Here is a 16,925-nt window from a genome sequence, read left to right on the forward strand (position 1 = left end):
GGATGAACGATCTGCTCGACCTCGTGGCTCTGCGGAGCCTCGTCGAGATCGCCGACGCCGGCACGTTCACCGGTGCCGCGCGAGCGCTCGGGGTGAGTCAACCCGCTGTATCCCAGCACGTGCGTGCGCTCGAGACGCGGTTCGACGCGACGCTGGTGACGCGATCGTCGCGGCGGATCGTCTTCACAGCGGCGGGCGAACGCGTGCTGGCCGAGGCCCGACGGCTCCTGGCGGTGCACGACGACGTCCTTCGCTCGCTCGAGACCCTGGAGGAGACCCCGATCGTCGTCGCCTGCATCGAGCACGCCGTGCCGAGCGTGCTGTCGTCCGTGCTCTCCGAGCTCGAGCGCTCCGTTCCGAACCGTCGTGTCGTGGTGCAGGTCGACAACGCCGAGCACATCGGGGCGGGTCTGAAGGCCGGGCTCATCGACGTCGCCGTCGTGCTGGGGCACGATTGGGACACTCCGGGCAACGAGATCGGCAGATTCGCACTGCGATGGGTCACGGGGCGGCCACTGGCGATCCAGGATCCGCGAGGCGTGCCTCTCGTCGTCAACCGCGAGCCGTGCCGGATCCGTCAGCACGCCCTCGGGCTGCTGGCGCGATCGGGAACCCCCGCGCACATCGCCGCCGAGTCGTCGAGCCTGGAGGGCGTCCTCGCCGCCGTGCGCGCAGGGCTCGGCACGGCGTTGCTCCCCATGCACGTCCGTTCGGCAGCGGGGCTTCACGAACGCCCCGATCTGCCCGGGGCAGGCGAGATCGCGGTGCGATTGGTCACCCGTCGCGGAGTCGACCCCGCCGTCGGGGCCGCAGCGACCGTGGGGGCGCGGAGGGCTTTCGCTCCTTCGAAGTCTCAGGTGTCGGCCTGAGCCCAGCGCCGTGCGTCAGCGCGGCAGGTGGGGGAGCACCTCCGTGCCGAGGAACTCCACCTGCTCCAGGTCGCGGATGTCGAGCAGCTGGAGGTAGACGCGCTCGGCGCCGAGGGCGCGCAGGCGCTCGACCTTCGCGACGATCTCGTCGCGGCCGCCGACGATGCCGCCGGGCGCGTCGCGGAACGCCTCGAGCGGACGCCCGAGGTTCGCGGCGCGGCGTTCGAGGTCGGCATCGGTCGCCCCCGCGAGCGTCGGCATCGCGACCGAGAGCTTCAGCGTCTCGGGATCGCGACCGGCGCTCTCGCACGCGTCACGGACGCCGGCGAACTTCTCGGCGACGACGTCCTCCGCGACGAATCCGATGTTGAACTCGGTCGCGAAGCGCGCGGCGATCGCCGGGGTACGGCTCGGGCCGCCGCCGCCCACGATCACGGGTACGCGCGACTGCACCGGCTTCGGCAGGGCCGGGGAGTCCTCGACGGTGTAGTGCCGTCCGGCGAAGTCGTAGCGCTCGCCGACGGGGGTCTGCCACAGACCCGTGATGATCTCCAGCTGCTCCTCGAGGATTCCGAACCGCTTCGCGGGGAACGGGATGCCGTAGGCGCGGTGCTCGCGCTCGAACCAACCCGTGCCGAGGCCGAACTCGACGCGTCCGCCCGACATGCGGTCGACCTGGGCGACCTGCACCGCGAGCACGCCCGGGATGCGATGGGTGGCCGACGAGACCAGCGTTCCGAGGCGGATCGTGCTCGTCTCCCGGGCGAGTCCGGCCAGCGTCGTCCACGCGTCCGTCCCGCCGGGACCGGGATCGCCGGGGGCCATCCGCAGGTAGTGGTCGGAGCGGAAGTAGGCGTCGAAGCCGAGGCGCTCGGCCGCGAGGGCGAAGGCGAGCTGGTCGTCGTAGTCGAAGCCCTCCTGGGGCTCGGTGAACAGGCAGTACTCCATCGCCTCAGTCTGTCAGCCGGGGGCCACCGGCGTCCGGTCGAGGTCGGGTTCGAGGTAGATCACGCGGGCGACGGGCACCGCGCTGCGGATGCGGCTCTCCACCGCATCGATCGCGGCCGCGACCTCCGGGAGGCCCAGGTCGCCGGCGAAGGCGATCTTGGCGGCGACGAGCAGTTCGTCGGGCCCGAGATAGAGGGTCTTCATGTGGATCAGGCGGGAGACCTCCGGGCCGTCGGTGATCGCCGCGACGATGCGGTCGTGGTCGCCCTCGGTCGCGCCCTCCCCGACGAGGAGGCTCTTCGTCTCGATGCCCAGCACGATCGCGACGACGATCAGCAGCGTGCCGATCATCAACGTGCCGATGGCGTCGAACACGGAGTCGCCGGTGATCACGGTCAGCCCGACGCCGAGCATCGCGAGGACGAGGCCGATGAGCGCGGCGACGTCTTCGAGCAGCACGACGGGGAGCTCGGGGGCCTTCGCGCGGCGGACGAACGACACCCACGACTGGCCCTTCTCGCGGGAATGGTTGCTCTCCTTGACCGCGGTGCGCAGCGAGAACGACTCCAGACCGATCGCGATGATCAGCACCACGATCGGGATCCAGACGTTCTCGAGCTCGTGCGGATTCGTGAGCTTCTCGACGCCCTCGTAGATGGAGAAGAGCCCGCCGACCGAGAACAGGATGATCGCCACGACGAACGCGTAGACGTACCTCTCGCGACCGTGGCCGAACGGATGCTCGCGATCGGCCGCGCGGCGCGCGCGCTTGCCGCCGAGGAGCAGGAGCAGCTGATTGCCCGAGTCGGCGACGGAGTGGATGCCCTCGGCGAGCATCGACGCCGAACCGGAGAAGATCCACGCGGTGAACTTCGCGAGCGCGATTCCGAGGTTCGCCGCGAAGGCGGCGATGATGGCGCGGTTGCCGCCGGAGGCGCTCATGTCGTTCGTGCTCCCGTGCGGCTCAGTCGGCGGAACGGATGATGATGGCCTCGGTCGGCGGGGCGGGGTCGAACGGGGTTCCGATGTAGCCGATCCCCGCGAGAAGCGCCTGACGGAACTGCGCCGGACGCTCGAGGTGCGGAGTGTGACCGACCCCCTCCAGCACGATCTGGGTGACCGCACCGCCCGCCGCCGCGTACGCCTCGAGCACGTCGCGCGTCTGCGACACCATCGGCTGCGCGGGCGCGGCGTCCTCTCCGGGCCAGTCGGCGACGATGCCCAGCGCCCCCAGGTGGTTCACGTCGGAGAACGAGGTGTCGGAGATCACCGCGTCGACGCTGCCGCGCACCCACAGCACGGGGGGCTTGTCGGCGAGGTCGACGATCGACGACACGTCGAAGTAGCGGGGCGCGACGGTGTTGAGCACACCGAGGGGTCCCGCGGCATAGCCCGGCCAGTTGCCGCTGGGGACGCCCTCGCCGGGGTAGTTGCCCACCGCGGTGGAGGTCGAGAGCATGCTCTGCACCCAGAGGTCTTCGTAGTCCGACGAGTAGTCGGATGCGACGTAGCTCGCGCGGAAGACGCTGCGGGGCGAGGTGATCGCGTCGTCGCTCGCGTCGCCGTCCGTCAGCCGCTGGACGAAGTCGGGGTTCGCGGTGGCTCCGCCGCATCCGGCGTCGTCGTCGGTCAGCCGCGAGCCGTCGCGCCGGGTGCCGCCGAAGCCGTAGGGCGAGACCGGGGCCTCGAGGGTGAGGGAAAGGGCGGGGTGATCGAGCGCGTACTGCAGCACCACGGCGCCGCCCAGTCCCCAGCCGACGAAGTGGGCGGTGTCGATGCCGACGACCTGGAGCGCGGCGAAGACATCGTCGCTGAAGTCGCGGACGCCGCGGGTGGCGTCGATCGGCATGTGCTCCGTGCCGCCGAATCCGCGGAGGTCGACCGCGATCGCGCGCAGCTCGGCGGGGAGGTCCTGCATGATCTCCTGCCAGAACAACGACGACGAGACGGTGTCGTGCACGAACACCACCGTGCGCTCCGCGGGGGTCTCGGTGTCGTCGTGCTCCCGCTCGAGGATGTTCACCGAAAGGCGGGCCGTCTCGATCGATCGAGAGACGATGCCGTCGAACAGGTTCATGCGGTCTTCTCCGTTCTCGCGGGAATACACCCTCGAAGGCCGATGATAGACCTCGCCGCTCTCCGACCGCCGAGTGCGCACCGCTCGCCGAGGCCGCCGGGAGAACCCGCGGGGCCCTCCGTAGGATGACGGCATGACGACCCCCGACTCAGCCTCGCTTCCGCCCGTCGCGTTCCTGGGGGCGGGGTCGATGGGCGGGGCCGTCCTGCGAGGACTCGTCGCCTCCGGCATCGCGCCGCGACTCCTCGCGACGAACCGCACGGCGGCGAAGGCCGCCGAGCTCGCCGAGCTCGCCGGCGTCGAGAGCATCGCGCTGGAGCAGCGGCCCGACGGCAACGCGGTGGCCGCCGCATCCGCCGACATCCTGCTCATCGGCGTGAAGCCGGCCATGGTCCCGGATCTGCTGCGTGAGATCGCCCCGCACGTCCGTCCGGGGGCGGTCGTGGTGAGTCTCGCGGCCGGGGTGACCCTCGCGACGTTCGCCGACATCCTGGGAGCGGATGCTGCGGTGTTCCGCTCGATGCCGAACACGCCCGCGCTCGTGGGCGAGGCGGTCACGGGCCTCGCGGCCGGGGCGGCGACCACCCCCGAGCAGACCGCGCTCGTACGGGCGCTGTTCGAGACCGTCGGCGCCGTCGTCGAGGTGCCCGAGGACCGCATCGACGCCCTGTCGACGATCTCCGGCTCCGGCCCCGCGTACGTCTTCCTGCTCGTGGAGGAGCTCACGAAGGCGGCGCGGGAGAAGGGCTTCGACGACGACCAGGCGCGCCTCCTGGCGGAGCAGACGTTCATCGGCGCCGCGGCGCTGCTGGCAGCATCCGACGTCGACCCGGCCGAACTGCGCCGACGCGTCACGAGCCCGAAGGGCACCACGGAGCGGGCGATCGCCGTGCTGCAGGAGGGCCGCCTCGCCGAACTCTTCGGTCGTGCCACCGACGCCGCGCTCGCCCGCGCCAAGGAGCTCGCCGCCGGGGGCTGAGCGTCAGCTCTCCGGTGTCTGCTTCATCCACCATTCGGTGAACGACGTCGCCCGCCCGTCGGCGGCGAGGTCGATGATCCACAGGTTGTTGTAGACCCGGCCGTCCGCGTACCGCGTCACTCCTTCGACGAACCCTCTCGCGCCGTCGATGCCGGCGGTGTCCCACTCGAACTCCCACGACCCCGGCGCGTCTGCGATCTCGACCCACTGCGCGATGACCGCGTCGATGCCGATCGTGGGGGACACCCACGGCTCGGTGCGGTACTCGCCGTCGTCGGTGAAGAGAGCGCGGATGTCGGCCGGTTCGTTCGACGTCCAAGCGGTGACGTAGGCCTCTACCCAGGAGCGGATGCGTCGTTCGGTGCTCTCGCGATCAGTCATGGGTCGAGCCTCTCGCCGCGCGACCGCGAAGGGAACCCCCGAATCCGCTCTGCCGGTGAGGAGAACGCGAGCAGGACCGTTAGCGGTCGAGTGCGGCGAAGCGCTCGATGTCGGAGTTCGTGCCCGAGACGATGATGAGGTCGTGGTTCGTCACGACGGTGTTCGCCTCGGCGTAGCGGAAGGCGCGGCCGGGGCTCTTGACTCCCACGACGGTGACGTTGTACTTCGAGCGCACGCCCGACTCGTTCAGTCCGATGCCGCGGATGAGCTTCGGCGGATACATCTTGGCGAGCACGAAGTCGTCGTCGAAGCGGATGAAGTCGAGCATCCGACCGCTCACGAGGTGCGCGACGCGCTCGCCGGCCTCGCGCTCGGGGTAGATGACGTGGTTCGCGCCGACGCGGGCGAGGATCTTGCCGTGCGACTGCGAGACCGCCTTCGCCCAGATCTGCGGCACCTTGAGGTCGACGAGATTGGCGGTGATGAGCACGGATGCTTCGATCAGCGACCCCACGGCGACGACGGCGACCTGGAAGTCCTGCGCGCCGATCTGCTTCAGCGCGTCGATGTTGCGGGCGTCGGCCTGCACCGTGTGGGTGACGCGCTCCGACCACTTCTGAACGAGCTCGAGGTTGCCGTCGATAGCGAGCACCTCGCGCTCGAGCCGGTCGAGTTCTCCGGCGCAGGCGGCTCCGAAGCGGCCGAGACCGATCACGAGGACGGGGGCGTCGCCCCTGAAGCGATCAACCAACGATGGGCCTTTCGACGGGTCGTGAGTACAGCTGCGACCGGGAGCTCGCGGCGACCGCCGCGGCGAGTGTCACTGTACCAATGCGCCCCATGAACATCGTCAGCGCCAGCACGTACACCGCCGGATCCGGCAGTTCGGCCGTCAGGCCCGTCGAGAGCCCGACCGTCGCGAAGCCCGAGATCACGTCGAAGAGCACTTCCTCGATCGGAGCCTGGGTGATCTGGCCGATCGTGATCGTCGACAGGGCGACGATCGTGGCGCCCCACGCGACGACCGACAGGGCGACCCGCTGCACGTCGCTGGGGATGCGGCGACCGAACGCCTCGACGGACTGGCGGCCCTTCGCCTCGGAGAACACGGCGAGGGCGAGCACGGCCAGCGTCGTGACCTTGATGCCGCCGGCGGTCGAGGCCGATCCTCCGCCGACGAACATGAGCATGGATCCGACGACGAGGGTCGAGCCGTGCAGGTCGCCGATGTCGATGATCGAGAAGCCGCCCGAGCGCGTCATCGCGGAGAGGAAGAACGCTTGGAAGGTCGTGTCCCACGCGTCGGAGCGCCCGAAGGTGAGCGGGTTGTTGAACTCCAGCAGCAGGATCGCCCCCGCCCCGGCGAAGAACAGGATCACCGTGGTGATGATCGTGAGCTTCGCGTGCAGCGACCAGCGGCGGAAGTGCCACGCGTGCCGCCACAGCGTGAAGATCACGGGGAAGCCGATCGAGCCGAGGAAGACGCCCGCCATGAGCACGGTGAGGAGGAAGTAGTCGTCGCCGAAGGGCACCAGGCCGTCGGCGTTGGGCACGAACCCGGTGTTCGTGAAGGCCATCGCCGCGTAGTAGGGGGCCTCCCACAGCGCGTTGATCGGGTCGACCCCGGCCATGATCAGCGAGGGGTAGATCAGTACGGTCAGACCCGCCTCGATCACGAGGGTCGACAGGGCGACGGTGGCCAGCAGCTGACCGACCTCGCCCAGACGCACGGTCTGCCCCTCGTTGATCGGGCCGCCGTGCGCACGCAGCGGGTTGCTGTCGCCGGCGGCGATGAGCTTCGCGCGCAGCCCGAGCCGCTTGGAGATGACCAGCCCGAGGATCGAGGCGAGCGTCAACACGCCGAGCGCGCCGACATTGACGCCGATGTAGGTGATGACGTGGCCGAACGGCGACCAGTGCGAGTACATGTCGACGGTCGACAGGCCCGTGACGCAGATGGTCGACACCGCGGTGAACAGCGCGTCGGCGAGAGGCGTCCGCTGTCCATCGGCGGCGGCGGCGGGCAGCGAGAAGAGCCCGGTGAACAGCAGGATCAGCGTCACGAACACCAGCACGGCGAATCGTGCCGGAGAGGCCGTCGTCAGGTCGCGCAGGGCGTCGAACCCCCGCCGGAGCGATCGGCCGAGATCGCGCTGGGCGCGGGGCCTCGCCGGCGATGCCGCCATGCGCCGCCCCCTTCGATCCGGACCGGGAATCATGGTATCCCGGTCGGGGCGCGGCTAACCTAAACCCATGGCGGACATCTTCGACGTGATCGCGGACGGCACTCGTCGCGACATCCTCCAGTTGTTGCTCGACCGTTCCACGCGCGGCGACAACGGCACGAGCGTCTCCCAGATCGTCCACGAGCTGGGTGTGAGCCAGCCCACCGTCTCCAAGCACCTCAAGGTGCTGCGCGACGCCGAGCTGGTCTCGGTGCGCGAAGAGGGCCAGCACCGGTACTACAGTCTCGCCACCGCCCCGCTCGACGAGGTCGACGACTGGCTGGTGCCGTTCTTCTCGGTCGACCCGGTCGCCGCTACGCTGCCGGAGCCCGCGGTGCACGCGGCCGAGGCGGTCGGACGTGCCGCCGCACAGGCGAAGTACGCCGTCGCGAACGCGTTCCGCAAGCTTCCCGGGCGCTGACCCGCACGTTCGGCCCGGATGCTGCGGCCGGGCCCCACGCGTCGCAGGAGCCCCTCGGGTTTACACGTGTCGCACGGGAGCCCTAGAGTGGCTCCAGCGCCACAGGACGAAGGGGAATCCATGGCAGAACTGCCGGATGTGCGTTTCCTCACCGTCGCTGAGGTCGCCGAAGTGATGCGAGTGTCGAAGATGACGGTCTACCGTCTCGTGCACGCGGGCGAACTGCCCGCGGTGCGCTTCGGACGCAGCTACCGAGTGCCCGAGTCTGCCGTCGTGGATGCCCTGCAACGGCCGGTCTCCGACGTCGGCTAGACTGATCCGAGGCATTTTTTCGCATCTGCCTCTACCCGGGCGCCGCAACCGGCACCCAGACCCCTGACGTAGTGAGGTTTTCCGTGGGTTCAGTCATCAAGAAGCGCCGCAAGCGCATGGCGAAGAAGAAGCACCGCAAGCTGCTTCGCAAGACTCGCCACCAGCGCCGCAACAAGAAGTAGCGGCCGCCGCACCGAGCGCCTGCCCTTCGTGGCGGGCGCTTCGTGTATCCGTCGCGCCCCAGACGAGGAGTTCGCCGTGCAGTCCATCACCGTTCACCAGCTCCGCGAACGCGAAGGCACGCCGCTGATCGACGTGCGCGAGGTCGACGAGTTCGCCGCCGGCCACGTGCCCGGCGCCGTCAACCTGCCCATGTCGACGATCGGCGACCACCTCGACGAGCTGCCCGACGGCCCGTTCGACGTGATCTGCCAGGCGGGCGGACGATCGGCCCGCGTGGTCGAGGCGCTCACCGCGCGCGGACACGACGCGACGAACGTCGAGGGCGGCACGGGGGAATGGATCCAGGCGGGCTTCGACGTCGAGAAGTGACGCGGCGACGCCGTGTCGCGGCCCCTAAGCTGGACACGTGACGACCCTCACACTGATCGGTAAGCCCGATTGCCATCTGTGCGACGTCGCAGATGAGATCGTCGACCTCGTGGTCGGGGACCTGCCCGCGCGCGTGGCCGACGGCATCGTGATCGAGCGCTCGTCGATCCTCGAAGACCCCGCCCTGTACGACCTCTGGTGGGAGAAGGTTCCCGTCGTGCTCGTCGACGGGGAGCTGCACGCGCACTGGCGCCTGTCGGCCGATCGCCTCCGCGCCGCCCTTCTCGCGGCCGACACCGAAGGAGCCCACTCGTGAGCATCCGGCACATCGTCCTGTGGAAACTGGCCGCGGAAGACGCCGACACGCGCGCTCTGCACGCCGAGCAGATCGTCGAGCGCCTGACCGCGCTCGTTCCCGTCATCGACGACATCCAGAGCCTCGAGGTCGGACGCAACGTCGCGTACCCCGCGACGAACTGGGACGTGGCGCTGGTATCGGAGTTCGCCGACACCGACGCGCTCGAGCGCTACCAGGTGCACCCCGCGCACCAGGAGGCAGCGGCCTTCGTTCGTTCGGTCGTCACCGAACGCGCAGTCGTCGACTACCCCTTCTGAGCGCGCTCCGGCGCGCCCCCTTCGTCGGCGATCACCGGGATCGACTGCGTGAAGTGAGCGGCGCGCTCCTCGGCCTCGATGCTGCCCGTGAACAGGCCGGTCGCCTCCGGGGTCTCGTGCTTCGCGGCAGGGAGTGCAGCATCCTGCTCGGTCATCATCACCCGCTGCACCGGTAGGGCGTCGGGCGCGACGCTCTGGATCCAGCCCACCATCGCCTCGCGCACGAAGCAGCGCAGGTCGAACAGGGTCGGCGCATCGGCGGCCGTCACCAGAATGCGGATGCGGACAAGCCCGCCCACCGCGTCGGTGACCTGCAGCACCGAGGCCCGGCCGTCCCACAGGTTCGTCTCGCCGAGCACCGAGGCCAGGTGAGCGCGCATGAGGCTCGGCGAGACGCGCCAGTCGACGTCGAGCTCGACCGCCCCGAGCAGCTCGCTGCCCTCGCGCGTCCAGTTCTCGAAGGGTTTCGTCGTGAAGTACGTGCAGGGGAGCACCAGGCGGCGGTCGTCCCAGAGGTCGACGACCACGTAGCTCAGTGTGATCTCGCCGATCCGGCCCCACTCGCCCTCGACCACGACCACGTCGTCGACCCTCAGCGCGTCGCTGAAGACGAGCTGCACGCCGGCGAACACGTTCGCGAGCACCGACTGGGCGGCCAGGCCCGCGACGATCGACGCGATACCGGCCGAGGCCAGGATGCTGGCGCCGAACGCCTGCACGGCGGGGAACGTGAGCAGCATCGCCGCGATCGCGATGATCGCGATGAGCACGATCGCGAGGCGGCGGACGATGAGCGTCTGGGTGCGGATGCGGCGGGCGACGCGATTGTCGGGGATGTCGATGCGGTAACGCCCCAGCGTGACATCGGTCGCGAACGCGACCAGCCCGCCCAGGAGCCACGCGGTCGCGCCGATGAGCACGATCGAGAACGCGTGGTCGATCAGCTCTCCCCAGTCGGTGTCGACGTCGAGGGGGAGTGCGAGGCTCACGGCGATCCAGAGCGCGATCACCAGCACCACGACCCGGAACGGCCTGCGCGCGTGGCGGACGAGGCCGCGCGGCCAGTCCTTCTTCTTCGCCGCGAGCCGGACGCTGAAGGCGACCACCGCCGTGAGGACGACGGCGATGACGAGCGCGACGACGACGGCGATGGCGAACTGCAGCCAGGAATCGATCATTGTTCTCCTCGGGTCGAGGTGCCCACGCTAGTCATCCCACATTTCCGTTGACTGCATCCGGTCGGCCTTTTCGGGGGAAACGCCTTGTCCTTGCTCGTTCGGAGGGGATTGTTCTTAGGGTGGGGAAGTGGGCCACCCGGTCTCGCACGAGGGAGAACGATGACGCAGACGAAGAAGAAGGCCACGAAGTCCGGCAAGAAGGCCGCCGAGGCCAAGGCTGCACAGGCCCTGGCGCGGGCCGAGAAGTCGGTGCGCAAGGCGCGCAAGGCCGTCAAGCACTCGAGCAAGAAGCTCCGCGCGAAGGCCTCCGATCTGAGGGCGAAGACCGAACGGCTGAGCGCGACCCACGCGGAGGCGGCGCGAGAACTCCAGTCGGCGAAGGCCGCGGTCGCCGTCACGGAGCCGGCCGCCGTGCTCGTCGCCCCACCGCTGCCGACCCCCGAGGCCGCCGCGCCCACCCTCATCGTGCTGCGTCGCCGCGCCAAGGATCTCGGCGTCGCCGGCTACTCGCGCATGAACAAGGCGGCGCTCACCGCCGCGGTCGAATCCGCGACGGAGCGCTGACCTCCCCGCTCAGATGCCGCGAAAAGGGGCCCCGCCGAACGGCGAGGCCCCTTTTCGCGGCATCTCGGACTACGGCGCGAGGCGCGTGGGCCCGCGGAACAGGTAGGTGACCTCGCGGATCGAGCTCTCGCCGAGCATCAGCATCAGGACGCGGGCCAGGCCCATGCCGAACCCGCCGTGCGGCGGGGCGCCGAAGCGGAAGAAGTCGAGGTAGAAGTCGAGGTGCTCGGGGTCGAGCCCCTTCTCCTTCGCCTGCTCGACGAGCACGTCGACGCGGTGCTCGCGCTGCGCGCCGGTGGTGATCTCCACGCCGTTGAAGAGGAGGTCGTAGCTCTTGGTGAGCCCGGTCTCCTCGTCGCGCATGTGGTAGAACGCGCGGATCGCGGGGTGGTAGTCGGTGATGAAGACGAACTGGTGTCCGTAGGTCTCCTGCACGTACGCGGCGATCTGACGTTCGCCCTCGGGGTCGAGGTCGCCGTCGGTGCGGGGCACCTCGTAGCCGCGGCTCTTGACGATCTCGAGCGCCTCGGCGAGGGGGATGCGCGGGAACGGGATCGACGGCACCTGCACCTCGACGTCGAACAGCTCCTTCACCTCGGCGCCGTGCTTGTCGGCGACCGCCTGGAAGGCGAACTGCAGGAGCTCCTCCTGCATGCGCGCGACGTCTTCGTGCGAGTCGATCCAGCTGATCTCGGCGTCGATCGAGGTGAACTCGGTCGCGTGACGCGAGGTGAACGAGGGGTCGGCGCGAAACGCGGGCGCGATCTCGAAGATCTTCCCGAAACCGGCGACCTGGGCCATCTGCTTGAAGAACTGCGGGCTCTGAGCGAGGTAGGCGGTCTGGTCGTTGAAGTACTCCAGCGCGAAGAGCTCGGCGTTCGACTCCGACGGGCTCGCCATGAGCTTGGGCGTGTGCACCTCGATGTAGTCGCGCTCGATCCAGTACGTGCGCAGCGCGTGCTCGAACGTGGTCTGCACGCGGAAGATGAGGTTGTTGCGGCGCTGGCGCAGGTCGATGAAGCGCCAGTCCATGCGCTTGTCGGCGCTGCTGTCGGCCGCGATCGGCGTCTCGGGGTTGGCGGCGGCCGCGATCTCGAGGGCGCCGACCTTGATCTCCACGCCGCCGAGCTTCACGCGCTCGTCGTGCTTGAGCTCGCCCGTGACGGTGAGGAAGGTGCCGGTCGCCAGCGCCGAGATCGTCTCGGTCAGGGCGAGGGCGGCCTCGCGCGCAGCATCCGCGTCGTCCCCGAGCTCGCGTGTCGCCGGGTTCACGAGCTGCACGGCGCCGGTCTCGTCGCGGAGGATGACGAACTGCACCTTCTTCTGATCGCGCACCGTCTCGACCCATCCCGACACCGAAACCGGGCCGTCGGGGGCGGACTGGAGCTGCTTGACCAAGACGCGTTCGTTCACGAGATGTCAGTCTACGTGCGGGTCGGCGCGCGCAATGCCCGCGGGCCTGGGCTTTCTCTCCGGCGGGAGGGTCAACGTCCGGCTCCCGCGGCCAGGCCCGCCTTCACGTGGCGCTGCGCGGCGAAGATCACCACGAGCGCCGGGAGGCTCGCGATGAGGGAGGCCGCCATCGTCGCCGCCCAGGTGTTCAGGTTCGAGTTCGAGAGGGCGAAGATGATCACCGATACCGGCTGCATGTCGTTGCGTGTGACGAGGGTGAGGCCGAACAGCAGGTCGCCCCAGCTGAAGAGGAACGTGAAGACCGCAGCGGTGATGATCGCGTTCCGCGAGAGCGGGACGACCATGCGCCACAGCGTTCCGAACGGTCCGAGCCCGTCGACGGTCGCGGCCTCCAGCACCTCGGGATCGAGGCGCAGCATGAAGGCGCGCATCACGATGATCGCGAACGGGATGCCCGCGGTCGAGTTCGCCAGGATCAGCCCGACGTAGGTGTTGAGCAGCCCCCAGTTGTTGAACATGGCGTAGAACGACGTGGCGAGCACGATGCTCGGGATCATCTGGGCGAGCAGCAGCAGGATCAGCGCGACGCCCACCGCGCGGGAGCGCAGGCGACTCAGAGCGTAGGCCGCGGGGATCCCGACGACGAGGCTCACCAGCACCGAGCCGAGGGCGACGATCACGCTGACGCGCAGGCCGCTCAGACCGCTGTCGGAGAGCGCCGTCTCGTACCCGCCGATGCCCGGCGACGACGGGAACCACTCGGTGTCGACGGAGTTCGCACCCGGCTGCAACGAGGCCGAGATCATCCAGTAGATCGGGAACAGGTACACCGCCAGGATGGCGACGGTCAGGATCGTCCACAACCAGCCGCTCTTGCGCAGGCGGGTCAGGCGAGTGGATGCGGCGGAGGCGGCGCTCATCGTTCGGCACGCTCCCTGCGCATGGCCAGCAGCGAGTACACGACCGCGAAGACGAGGCTGATGCCGAGCAGCAGCATGCCGTAGGCCCCGCCCTGGCCGAACTCGAACTGCTGGAAGGCCGCGCGATACGACAGGAGGCCGAGGGTGACGGTGCTGTCGGCGGGACCGCCCGCGGTCAGGACGAGCACGAGGTCGACGATGAGCAGGGTGTAGACCACGCTCATGATCACCAGCACCGAGATCACGGGCCAGATGGCCGGGACGATGATCGAGGTCAGTCGACGCCATCCGCCCGCGCCGTCGAGCTGTGCGGCTTCGAGCTGCTCGGCGGGCACCTGCTTGAGAGCGGCGCCCAGGATCGTCGACCAGTAGGGGAGGCTCGCCCAGACGGCGACGACGATCACGGCGGAGAGCGCGGTCGAGGGGTTCGCCAGCCACGCGTCTGTGGGGAGCCCGAGCGTTCCGAGCACGTCGTTGACGGCTCCGTTGCCCGAGAGCAGCGACTTCCAGATGGTCGCGACGACCACGGCGGGCAGGAGCCAGGGGATGAGGATCAGGGTCGGGAGCCACCGGCTGCCCGGGAAGCGGCGGGTGAACAGCAGAGCGAGGGCGAGCCCGAGGACGAGCTCGATCGCGACCGCGGCGACGGTGACGATGAGGGTGTTGGCGATCGCGCGACCCGTCACCGGCTGGGAGAGGATGTCGGCGAAGTTCTCACCGCCGACGAAGGGGGCGCGGCCCGTGATGAACGTGCCGGTGGTGAAGTCGGTCGTGCTCATGAACACGCCGTACCCGAGCGGGAAGAGGAAGAACACGCAGAAGAACGCGATGGCGGGGATGAGGAACACCCACAGCTCGATGTTCCGGCGCCGCGCGAGCGACAGCCACGACCGGCCGGAGGCGGGTGCCTCCGGCCGGTCGGCCGTCGAGAGGGACGAGGTCATCACCCCTGCGACGCCTGCTGCAGTGCTTCCTCGGCGCTCACGCCGTTGACGGTCGCGTTCTGCAGCGCGTCGACGTACTGCTGCTGCAGGGCGTTCCACTCGGTGCCGAGCGATGCGGAGTTGAACGCACCGGGGAGGGCGTCGACGAAGGCCTTGGCCGCGGGGACCTCGGCGACGAAGGCCTCCTGGGCGCTCGTCAGAGCCGGGACGTAGCCGCCCTGGACGGCGGTCTCGATCTGGTTCTCCTCCGACGCGCGGCACTCGACGAGCGCGGCGGCGGCGGCTTCGCGGTTGGGGTCGCTCGATGCGGCGACGCCGTAGGCGTAGCCCAGCACGCCGACCTGCGAGCTCTCGCCCGACTCCGGCGTCGGGAACGCGGCGGTGCCGTACTCGAACGGGATGCTGCTGTCGACGAGGTTCCACGGGCCCGAGACCGTGATGGCCGCTGCGCCCGAGGTCCACTGGTCGATGGCGTCCCAGCCCCAGTTCACGTACTCCTTCGACAGGCTGCCGTCGTCGACGAGCTGCTTGTAGAGGTCGACGGCCTCGGCCGCGCCCTCGCTCGTCGGATCGGCCGGGTCGCCGCCCGCGCTGAGGAGGAACGGCAGGAAGTAGACGGGGGTCGAGCCGTCGCCGCCGATGCCGGGGAGCACGATGCCCTTCTGGGTGTCGGTGGTGAGGGCCTTCGCCGTCGTGACGAGCTCGTCGAACGTGGTGGGCGGCTCGGTGATGCCGGCCGCGGCGAACGCGTCGGCGTTGTAGAAGATCGCGTAGCTCTCGGCCTGCACGGGCAGGGCGTAGAGCGTGCCGTCGTACTCGCCGAGCGAGGCGATGCTCTCCTCGATGCCGTCGGTGGTGATGCCCAGCGAGCCGAGGTCGGCGAGCACGCCCTGCGAGGCGAGCTGGGGCACCTGGGTGTCGGTGCTGAGGAGGGCGACGTCGGGGAGCGTCTTCGAGCTCGCCGCCTGCAGCAGGCTGGTGGTGTAGTCGCCCGACTGGGTCTGGACGTCGACCGTGATGCCGAGCTCGTCGGCGCAGGCTTCGAAGTAGCCCTTCTGCAGGCTCTGGTACGGATCGAAGTCGATGTTGTTCCACACCGTCAGCTCGAGCCCTTCGAATCCGGTGGCGGCAGGGTCGGGGGTTCCGCCGCCGGCGCAGGCGCTGAGGGCGAGGGCGGCGGTGAGGCCGACCGCGGGAACGGCGACGCGCAGAGCGCGCTTCGGGCTGGAGGTCATGGTGAGGGATCCTTGTCTCGACCGGTGCTGTGGGGCCGGCTTCTCGGGTGACGAGCGACGCGTCGCTCGAGAGCAGTCTCGGGCGCTGCCTCTACTCTCCGCCAGAGTGTGTAACACCCGGGGAAACACTGCGTCACGCTAAGTAACACGATCGGTTCGTGCGCGGCTCCGGCGGGCACGCTGGGGATGCATCGAACACAGAGGAGAACCATCATGGCATCGTCCCGACCGCCGCTGGATCCGCAGAAGCAGTGGGTGCTGGTCGACACCGACACGGGTCTCGACGACGCTCATTCGCTTCTCTATCTGCTCGCCCAGCCCGACGTCGAGATCGTCGGCATCACCACGATCTACGGCAACACCCCGGTGGAGGACTCCGCGCGGAACGTGCGTACCGTGCTGCGCCTCGCGGAGCGCGAGGACATCCCCGTGCACCTGGGGGAATATGCGCCGCTGGAGGGCGAGGCGAGCATCGCCGACTTCGTGCACGGCGTCGACGGGCTCGGCGACCGGTTCGAGCGGGCCGAGCTCCGCGTCGAGGACGAGACCGCCGTCGACTACATCGTGCGCATCGCGAACGAGCATCCGGGCAAGGTCGATCTTCACCCGCTCGGGCCGCTGACGAACATCGCGAAGGCGCTCGAGCGCGACCCGGAGCTGTTCCTGAAGTACCGGTCGGTCGTCATCATGGGGGGCGCGGGCCCCTACCCCGCACCGGGCGGCGCGACCCTGACCGACGCCAACACCGCGAACGACCGTCGCGCGGCCGAGATCGTCTTCGGGGCCGCGAACCGGGGCAACGTTGTGATGGTGGGGGTCAACGTCACCGCCACGGCGATCCTCGACGAGCACGTCTACGCCTCGCTGCGCGCGATCGACACCGCGTGGGCGCAGTTCTCGGCCGGGGTGCTCGACGCCTACAACGACTTCTACCAGTACAAGTGGGGGCGGCGGATCTCGTCGGCGCACGACGGCCTGTCGACCGTGATCCTCCATCGCCCCGAGATCGTCACGGGGTGGATCGAGGGCCCGGTCGACTTCACGCCGTACGGAGGATCGCTCGCCACGCGGGTCGCACTGACGAACGACGGCCTCCCGCTCGTGTGGGGAACCCCCGACGGTGCCGTGACCCGGGCCGTCACATCGTTCGATGCCGCCCAGTTCCGGCGCCGGTTCGTGCACGCCCTCGCGTACGGCACCTCGCGGGCCCCGCTCGACCCTGCAGGACGTGCTGCGCCCGCCGGCTGGGCGAACGGGCGCCCCGCCGGCGAGTGAGGGGCCGCCGCGGGCGC

General features: G+C 69.6%; 21 protein-coding genes. 10 read left to right on the top strand and 11 right to left on the bottom strand.

Features of this window, described 5'->3' with window-relative positions:
* Positions 1–2 precede the first annotated feature (2 nt).
* On the top strand, positions 3–869 hold the full coding sequence (locus FVP77_RS00605) for a LysR family transcriptional regulator (protein ID WP_147892777.1): 867 nt from the start codon (positions 3–5) through the stop codon (positions 867–869).
* 15 nt (positions 870–884) lie between these two features.
* On the opposite strand, the gene FVP77_RS00610 is transcribed toward FVP77_RS00605, so the two are convergent.
* From FVP77_RS00610 to FVP77_RS00620, 3 genes are read right to left on the bottom strand one after another with little or no spacing between them, the layout of a single operon-like run.
* A complete protein-coding gene (locus FVP77_RS00610; RefSeq protein ID WP_147892778.1) occupies positions 885–1,817 on the bottom strand; it encodes an LLM class F420-dependent oxidoreductase in 933 nt (310 codons plus the stop codon).
* Between the two features lie 12 nt (positions 1,818–1,829).
* On the bottom strand, positions 1,830–2,759 hold the full coding sequence (locus FVP77_RS00615) for a cation diffusion facilitator family transporter (RefSeq protein ID WP_147892779.1): 930 nt from the start codon (positions 2,757–2,759) through the stop codon (positions 1,830–1,832).
* A gap of 22 nt (positions 2,760–2,781) precedes the next feature.
* On the bottom strand, positions 2,782–3,894 hold the full coding sequence (locus tag FVP77_RS00620; RefSeq protein WP_147892780.1) for an alpha/beta hydrolase: 1,113 nt from the start codon (positions 3,892–3,894) through the stop codon (positions 2,782–2,784).
* Positions 3,895–4,027: 133 nt separating this feature from the next.
* Here FVP77_RS00620 and proC point away from each other — a divergent pair, with 133 nt between their 5' ends.
* Positions 4,028–4,873, top strand: a complete 846-nt coding sequence (gene proC / locus FVP77_RS00625; protein WP_147892781.1) for a pyrroline-5-carboxylate reductase — start codon at positions 4,028–4,030, stop codon at positions 4,871–4,873.
* A gap of 3 nt (positions 4,874–4,876) precedes the next feature.
* On the opposite strand, the gene FVP77_RS00630 is transcribed toward proC, so the two are convergent.
* The 3 genes from FVP77_RS00630 to FVP77_RS00640 form a co-directional block, all read right to left on the bottom strand.
* On the bottom strand, positions 4,877–5,254 hold the full coding sequence (locus FVP77_RS00630) for a nuclear transport factor 2 family protein (protein ID WP_147892782.1): 378 nt from the start codon (positions 5,252–5,254) through the stop codon (positions 4,877–4,879).
* 79 nt (positions 5,255–5,333) lie between these two features.
* Positions 5,334–6,005 (bottom strand): potassium channel family protein, encoded by a 672-nt coding sequence (locus FVP77_RS00635; RefSeq protein ID WP_116647738.1) that lies wholly within the window; start codon positions 6,003–6,005, stop codon positions 5,334–5,336.
* Positions 5,998–7,440, bottom strand: a complete 1,443-nt coding sequence (locus FVP77_RS00640) for a TrkH family potassium uptake protein (protein WP_147892783.1) — start codon at positions 7,438–7,440, stop codon at positions 5,998–6,000. The genes FVP77_RS00635 and FVP77_RS00640 overlap by 8 nt, the downstream gene beginning before the upstream one ends.
* 67 nt (positions 7,441–7,507) lie before the next feature.
* Here FVP77_RS00640 and FVP77_RS00645 point away from each other — a divergent pair, with 67 nt between their 5' ends.
* From FVP77_RS00645 to FVP77_RS00670, 6 genes are all read left to right on the top strand, one after another.
* A complete protein-coding gene (locus FVP77_RS00645; RefSeq protein WP_116647740.1) occupies positions 7,508–7,900 on the top strand; it encodes an ArsR/SmtB family transcription factor in 393 nt (130 codons plus the stop codon).
* Between the two features lie 120 nt (positions 7,901–8,020).
* Positions 8,021–8,212 carry a helix-turn-helix domain-containing protein gene (locus tag FVP77_RS00650; protein WP_116647741.1) on the top strand — a complete coding sequence of 64 codons (192 nt, stop codon included), beginning with the start codon at positions 8,021–8,023 and terminating at the stop codon, positions 8,210–8,212.
* An 83-nt stretch (positions 8,213–8,295) separates the two neighbouring features.
* Positions 8,296–8,394 carry a 30S ribosomal protein bS22 gene (locus FVP77_RS00655; RefSeq protein ID WP_003792170.1) on the top strand — a complete coding sequence of 33 codons (99 nt, stop codon included), beginning with the start codon at positions 8,296–8,298 and terminating at the stop codon, positions 8,392–8,394.
* 76 nt (positions 8,395–8,470) lie between these two features.
* Positions 8,471–8,764, top strand: coding sequence for a rhodanese-like domain-containing protein (locus FVP77_RS00660; protein WP_116647742.1), 294 nt, complete (start codon positions 8,471–8,473; stop codon positions 8,762–8,764).
* 37 nt (positions 8,765–8,801) lie between these two features.
* On the top strand, positions 8,802–9,080 hold the full coding sequence (locus tag FVP77_RS00665; RefSeq protein WP_147892784.1) for a glutaredoxin family protein: 279 nt from the start codon (positions 8,802–8,804) through the stop codon (positions 9,078–9,080).
* Entirely contained in the window at positions 9,077–9,379 is a 303-nt protein-coding gene (locus FVP77_RS00670; RefSeq protein WP_147892785.1) for a Dabb family protein, read from the top strand. Before FVP77_RS00665 ends, FVP77_RS00670 begins: the two co-directional genes overlap by 4 nt.
* Here FVP77_RS00670 and FVP77_RS00675 read toward each other — a convergent pair.
* Positions 9,367–10,557, bottom strand: a complete 1,191-nt coding sequence (locus FVP77_RS00675) for a mechanosensitive ion channel family protein (protein WP_147892786.1) — start codon at positions 10,555–10,557, stop codon at positions 9,367–9,369. The two genes, FVP77_RS00670 and FVP77_RS00675, sit on opposite strands and share 13 nt — an antisense overlap.
* A 159-nt stretch (positions 10,558–10,716) precedes the next feature.
* Here FVP77_RS00675 and FVP77_RS00680 point away from each other — a divergent pair, with 159 nt between their 5' ends.
* Positions 10,717–11,121 (top strand): hypothetical protein, encoded by a 405-nt coding sequence (locus tag FVP77_RS00680; protein WP_147892787.1) that lies wholly within the window; start codon positions 10,717–10,719, stop codon positions 11,119–11,121.
* Between the two features lie 69 nt (positions 11,122–11,190).
* On the opposite strand, the gene aspS is transcribed toward FVP77_RS00680, so the two are convergent.
* The 4 genes from aspS to FVP77_RS00700 all read right to left on the bottom strand — a co-directional run bounded on the left by aspS (position 11,191) and on the right by FVP77_RS00700 (position 15,633).
* Entirely contained in the window at positions 11,191–12,534 is a 1,344-nt protein-coding gene (gene aspS / locus FVP77_RS00685) for an aspartate--tRNA(Asn) ligase (protein ID WP_147892788.1), read from the bottom strand.
* 71 nt (positions 12,535–12,605) lie between these two features.
* Positions 12,606–13,454 (bottom strand): carbohydrate ABC transporter permease, encoded by an 849-nt coding sequence (locus FVP77_RS00690; RefSeq protein WP_147892789.1) that lies wholly within the window; start codon positions 13,452–13,454, stop codon positions 12,606–12,608.
* A complete protein-coding gene (locus FVP77_RS00695; protein WP_147892790.1) occupies positions 13,451–14,398 on the bottom strand; it encodes a carbohydrate ABC transporter permease in 948 nt (315 codons plus the stop codon). The genes FVP77_RS00690 and FVP77_RS00695 overlap by 4 nt, the downstream gene beginning before the upstream one ends.
* Positions 14,398–15,633, bottom strand: a complete 1,236-nt coding sequence (locus tag FVP77_RS00700; protein WP_147892791.1) for a sugar ABC transporter substrate-binding protein — start codon at positions 15,631–15,633, stop codon at positions 14,398–14,400. The genes FVP77_RS00695 and FVP77_RS00700 overlap by 1 nt, the downstream gene beginning before the upstream one ends.
* 213 nt (positions 15,634–15,846) lie before the next feature.
* On the opposite strand from FVP77_RS00700, the gene FVP77_RS00705 reads away from it, so the two are divergent.
* Complete coding sequence (locus FVP77_RS00705; protein WP_187266761.1) at positions 15,847–16,908, top strand: nucleoside hydrolase; 1,062 nt, start codon at positions 15,847–15,849, stop codon at positions 16,906–16,908.
* The last annotated feature ends 17 nt before the right edge of the window (positions 16,909–16,925 follow it).

The organism is Microbacterium hatanonis (genome assembly GCF_008017415.1).
Classification (GTDB): Bacteria; Actinomycetota; Actinomycetes; order Actinomycetales; family Microbacteriaceae; genus Microbacterium; species Microbacterium hatanonis.

Bases quoted from the DNA above. Each gene is read 5' to 3' on its own strand.
- FVP77_RS00605 (WP_147892777.1), top strand. From the start codon at position 3: ATGAACGATCTGCTCGACCTCGTGGCTCTGCGGAGCCTCGTCGAGATC.
- FVP77_RS00610 (WP_147892778.1), bottom strand. From the start codon at position 1,817: ATGGAGTACTGCCTGTTCACCGAGCCCCAGGAGGGCTTCGACTACGAC.
- FVP77_RS00615 (WP_147892779.1), bottom strand. From the start codon at position 2,759: ATGAGCGCCTCCGGCGGCAACCGCGCCATCATCGCCGCCTTCGCGGCG.
- FVP77_RS00620 (WP_147892780.1), bottom strand. From the start codon at position 3,894: ATGAACCTGTTCGACGGCATCGTCTCTCGATCGATCGAGACGGCCCGC.
- proC (WP_147892781.1), top strand. From the start codon at position 4,028: ATGACGACCCCCGACTCAGCCTCGCTTCCGCCCGTCGCGTTCCTGGGG.
- FVP77_RS00630 (WP_147892782.1), bottom strand. From the start codon at position 5,254: ATGACTGATCGCGAGAGCACCGAACGACGCATCCGCTCCTGGGTAGAG.
- FVP77_RS00640 (WP_147892783.1), bottom strand. From the start codon at position 7,440: ATGGCGGCATCGCCGGCGAGGCCCCGCGCCCAGCGCGATCTCGGCCGA.
- FVP77_RS00645 (WP_116647740.1), top strand. From the start codon at position 7,508: ATGGCGGACATCTTCGACGTGATCGCGGACGGCACTCGTCGCGACATC.
- FVP77_RS00650 (WP_116647741.1), top strand. From the start codon at position 8,021: ATGGCAGAACTGCCGGATGTGCGTTTCCTCACCGTCGCTGAGGTCGCC.
- FVP77_RS00675 (WP_147892786.1), bottom strand. From the start codon at position 10,557: ATGATCGATTCCTGGCTGCAGTTCGCCATCGCCGTCGTCGTCGCGCTC.
- FVP77_RS00680 (WP_147892787.1), top strand. From the start codon at position 10,717: ATGACGCAGACGAAGAAGAAGGCCACGAAGTCCGGCAAGAAGGCCGCC.
- FVP77_RS00690 (WP_147892789.1), bottom strand. From the start codon at position 13,454: ATGAGCGCCGCCTCCGCCGCATCCACTCGCCTGACCCGCCTGCGCAAG.
- FVP77_RS00695 (WP_147892790.1), bottom strand. From the start codon at position 14,398: ATGACCTCGTCCCTCTCGACGGCCGACCGGCCGGAGGCACCCGCCTCC.
- FVP77_RS00700 (WP_147892791.1), bottom strand. From the start codon at position 15,633: ATGACCTCCAGCCCGAAGCGCGCTCTGCGCGTCGCCGTTCCCGCGGTC.
- FVP77_RS00705 (WP_187266761.1), top strand. From the start codon at position 15,847: ATGGCATCGTCCCGACCGCCGCTGGATCCGCAGAAGCAGTGGGTGCTG.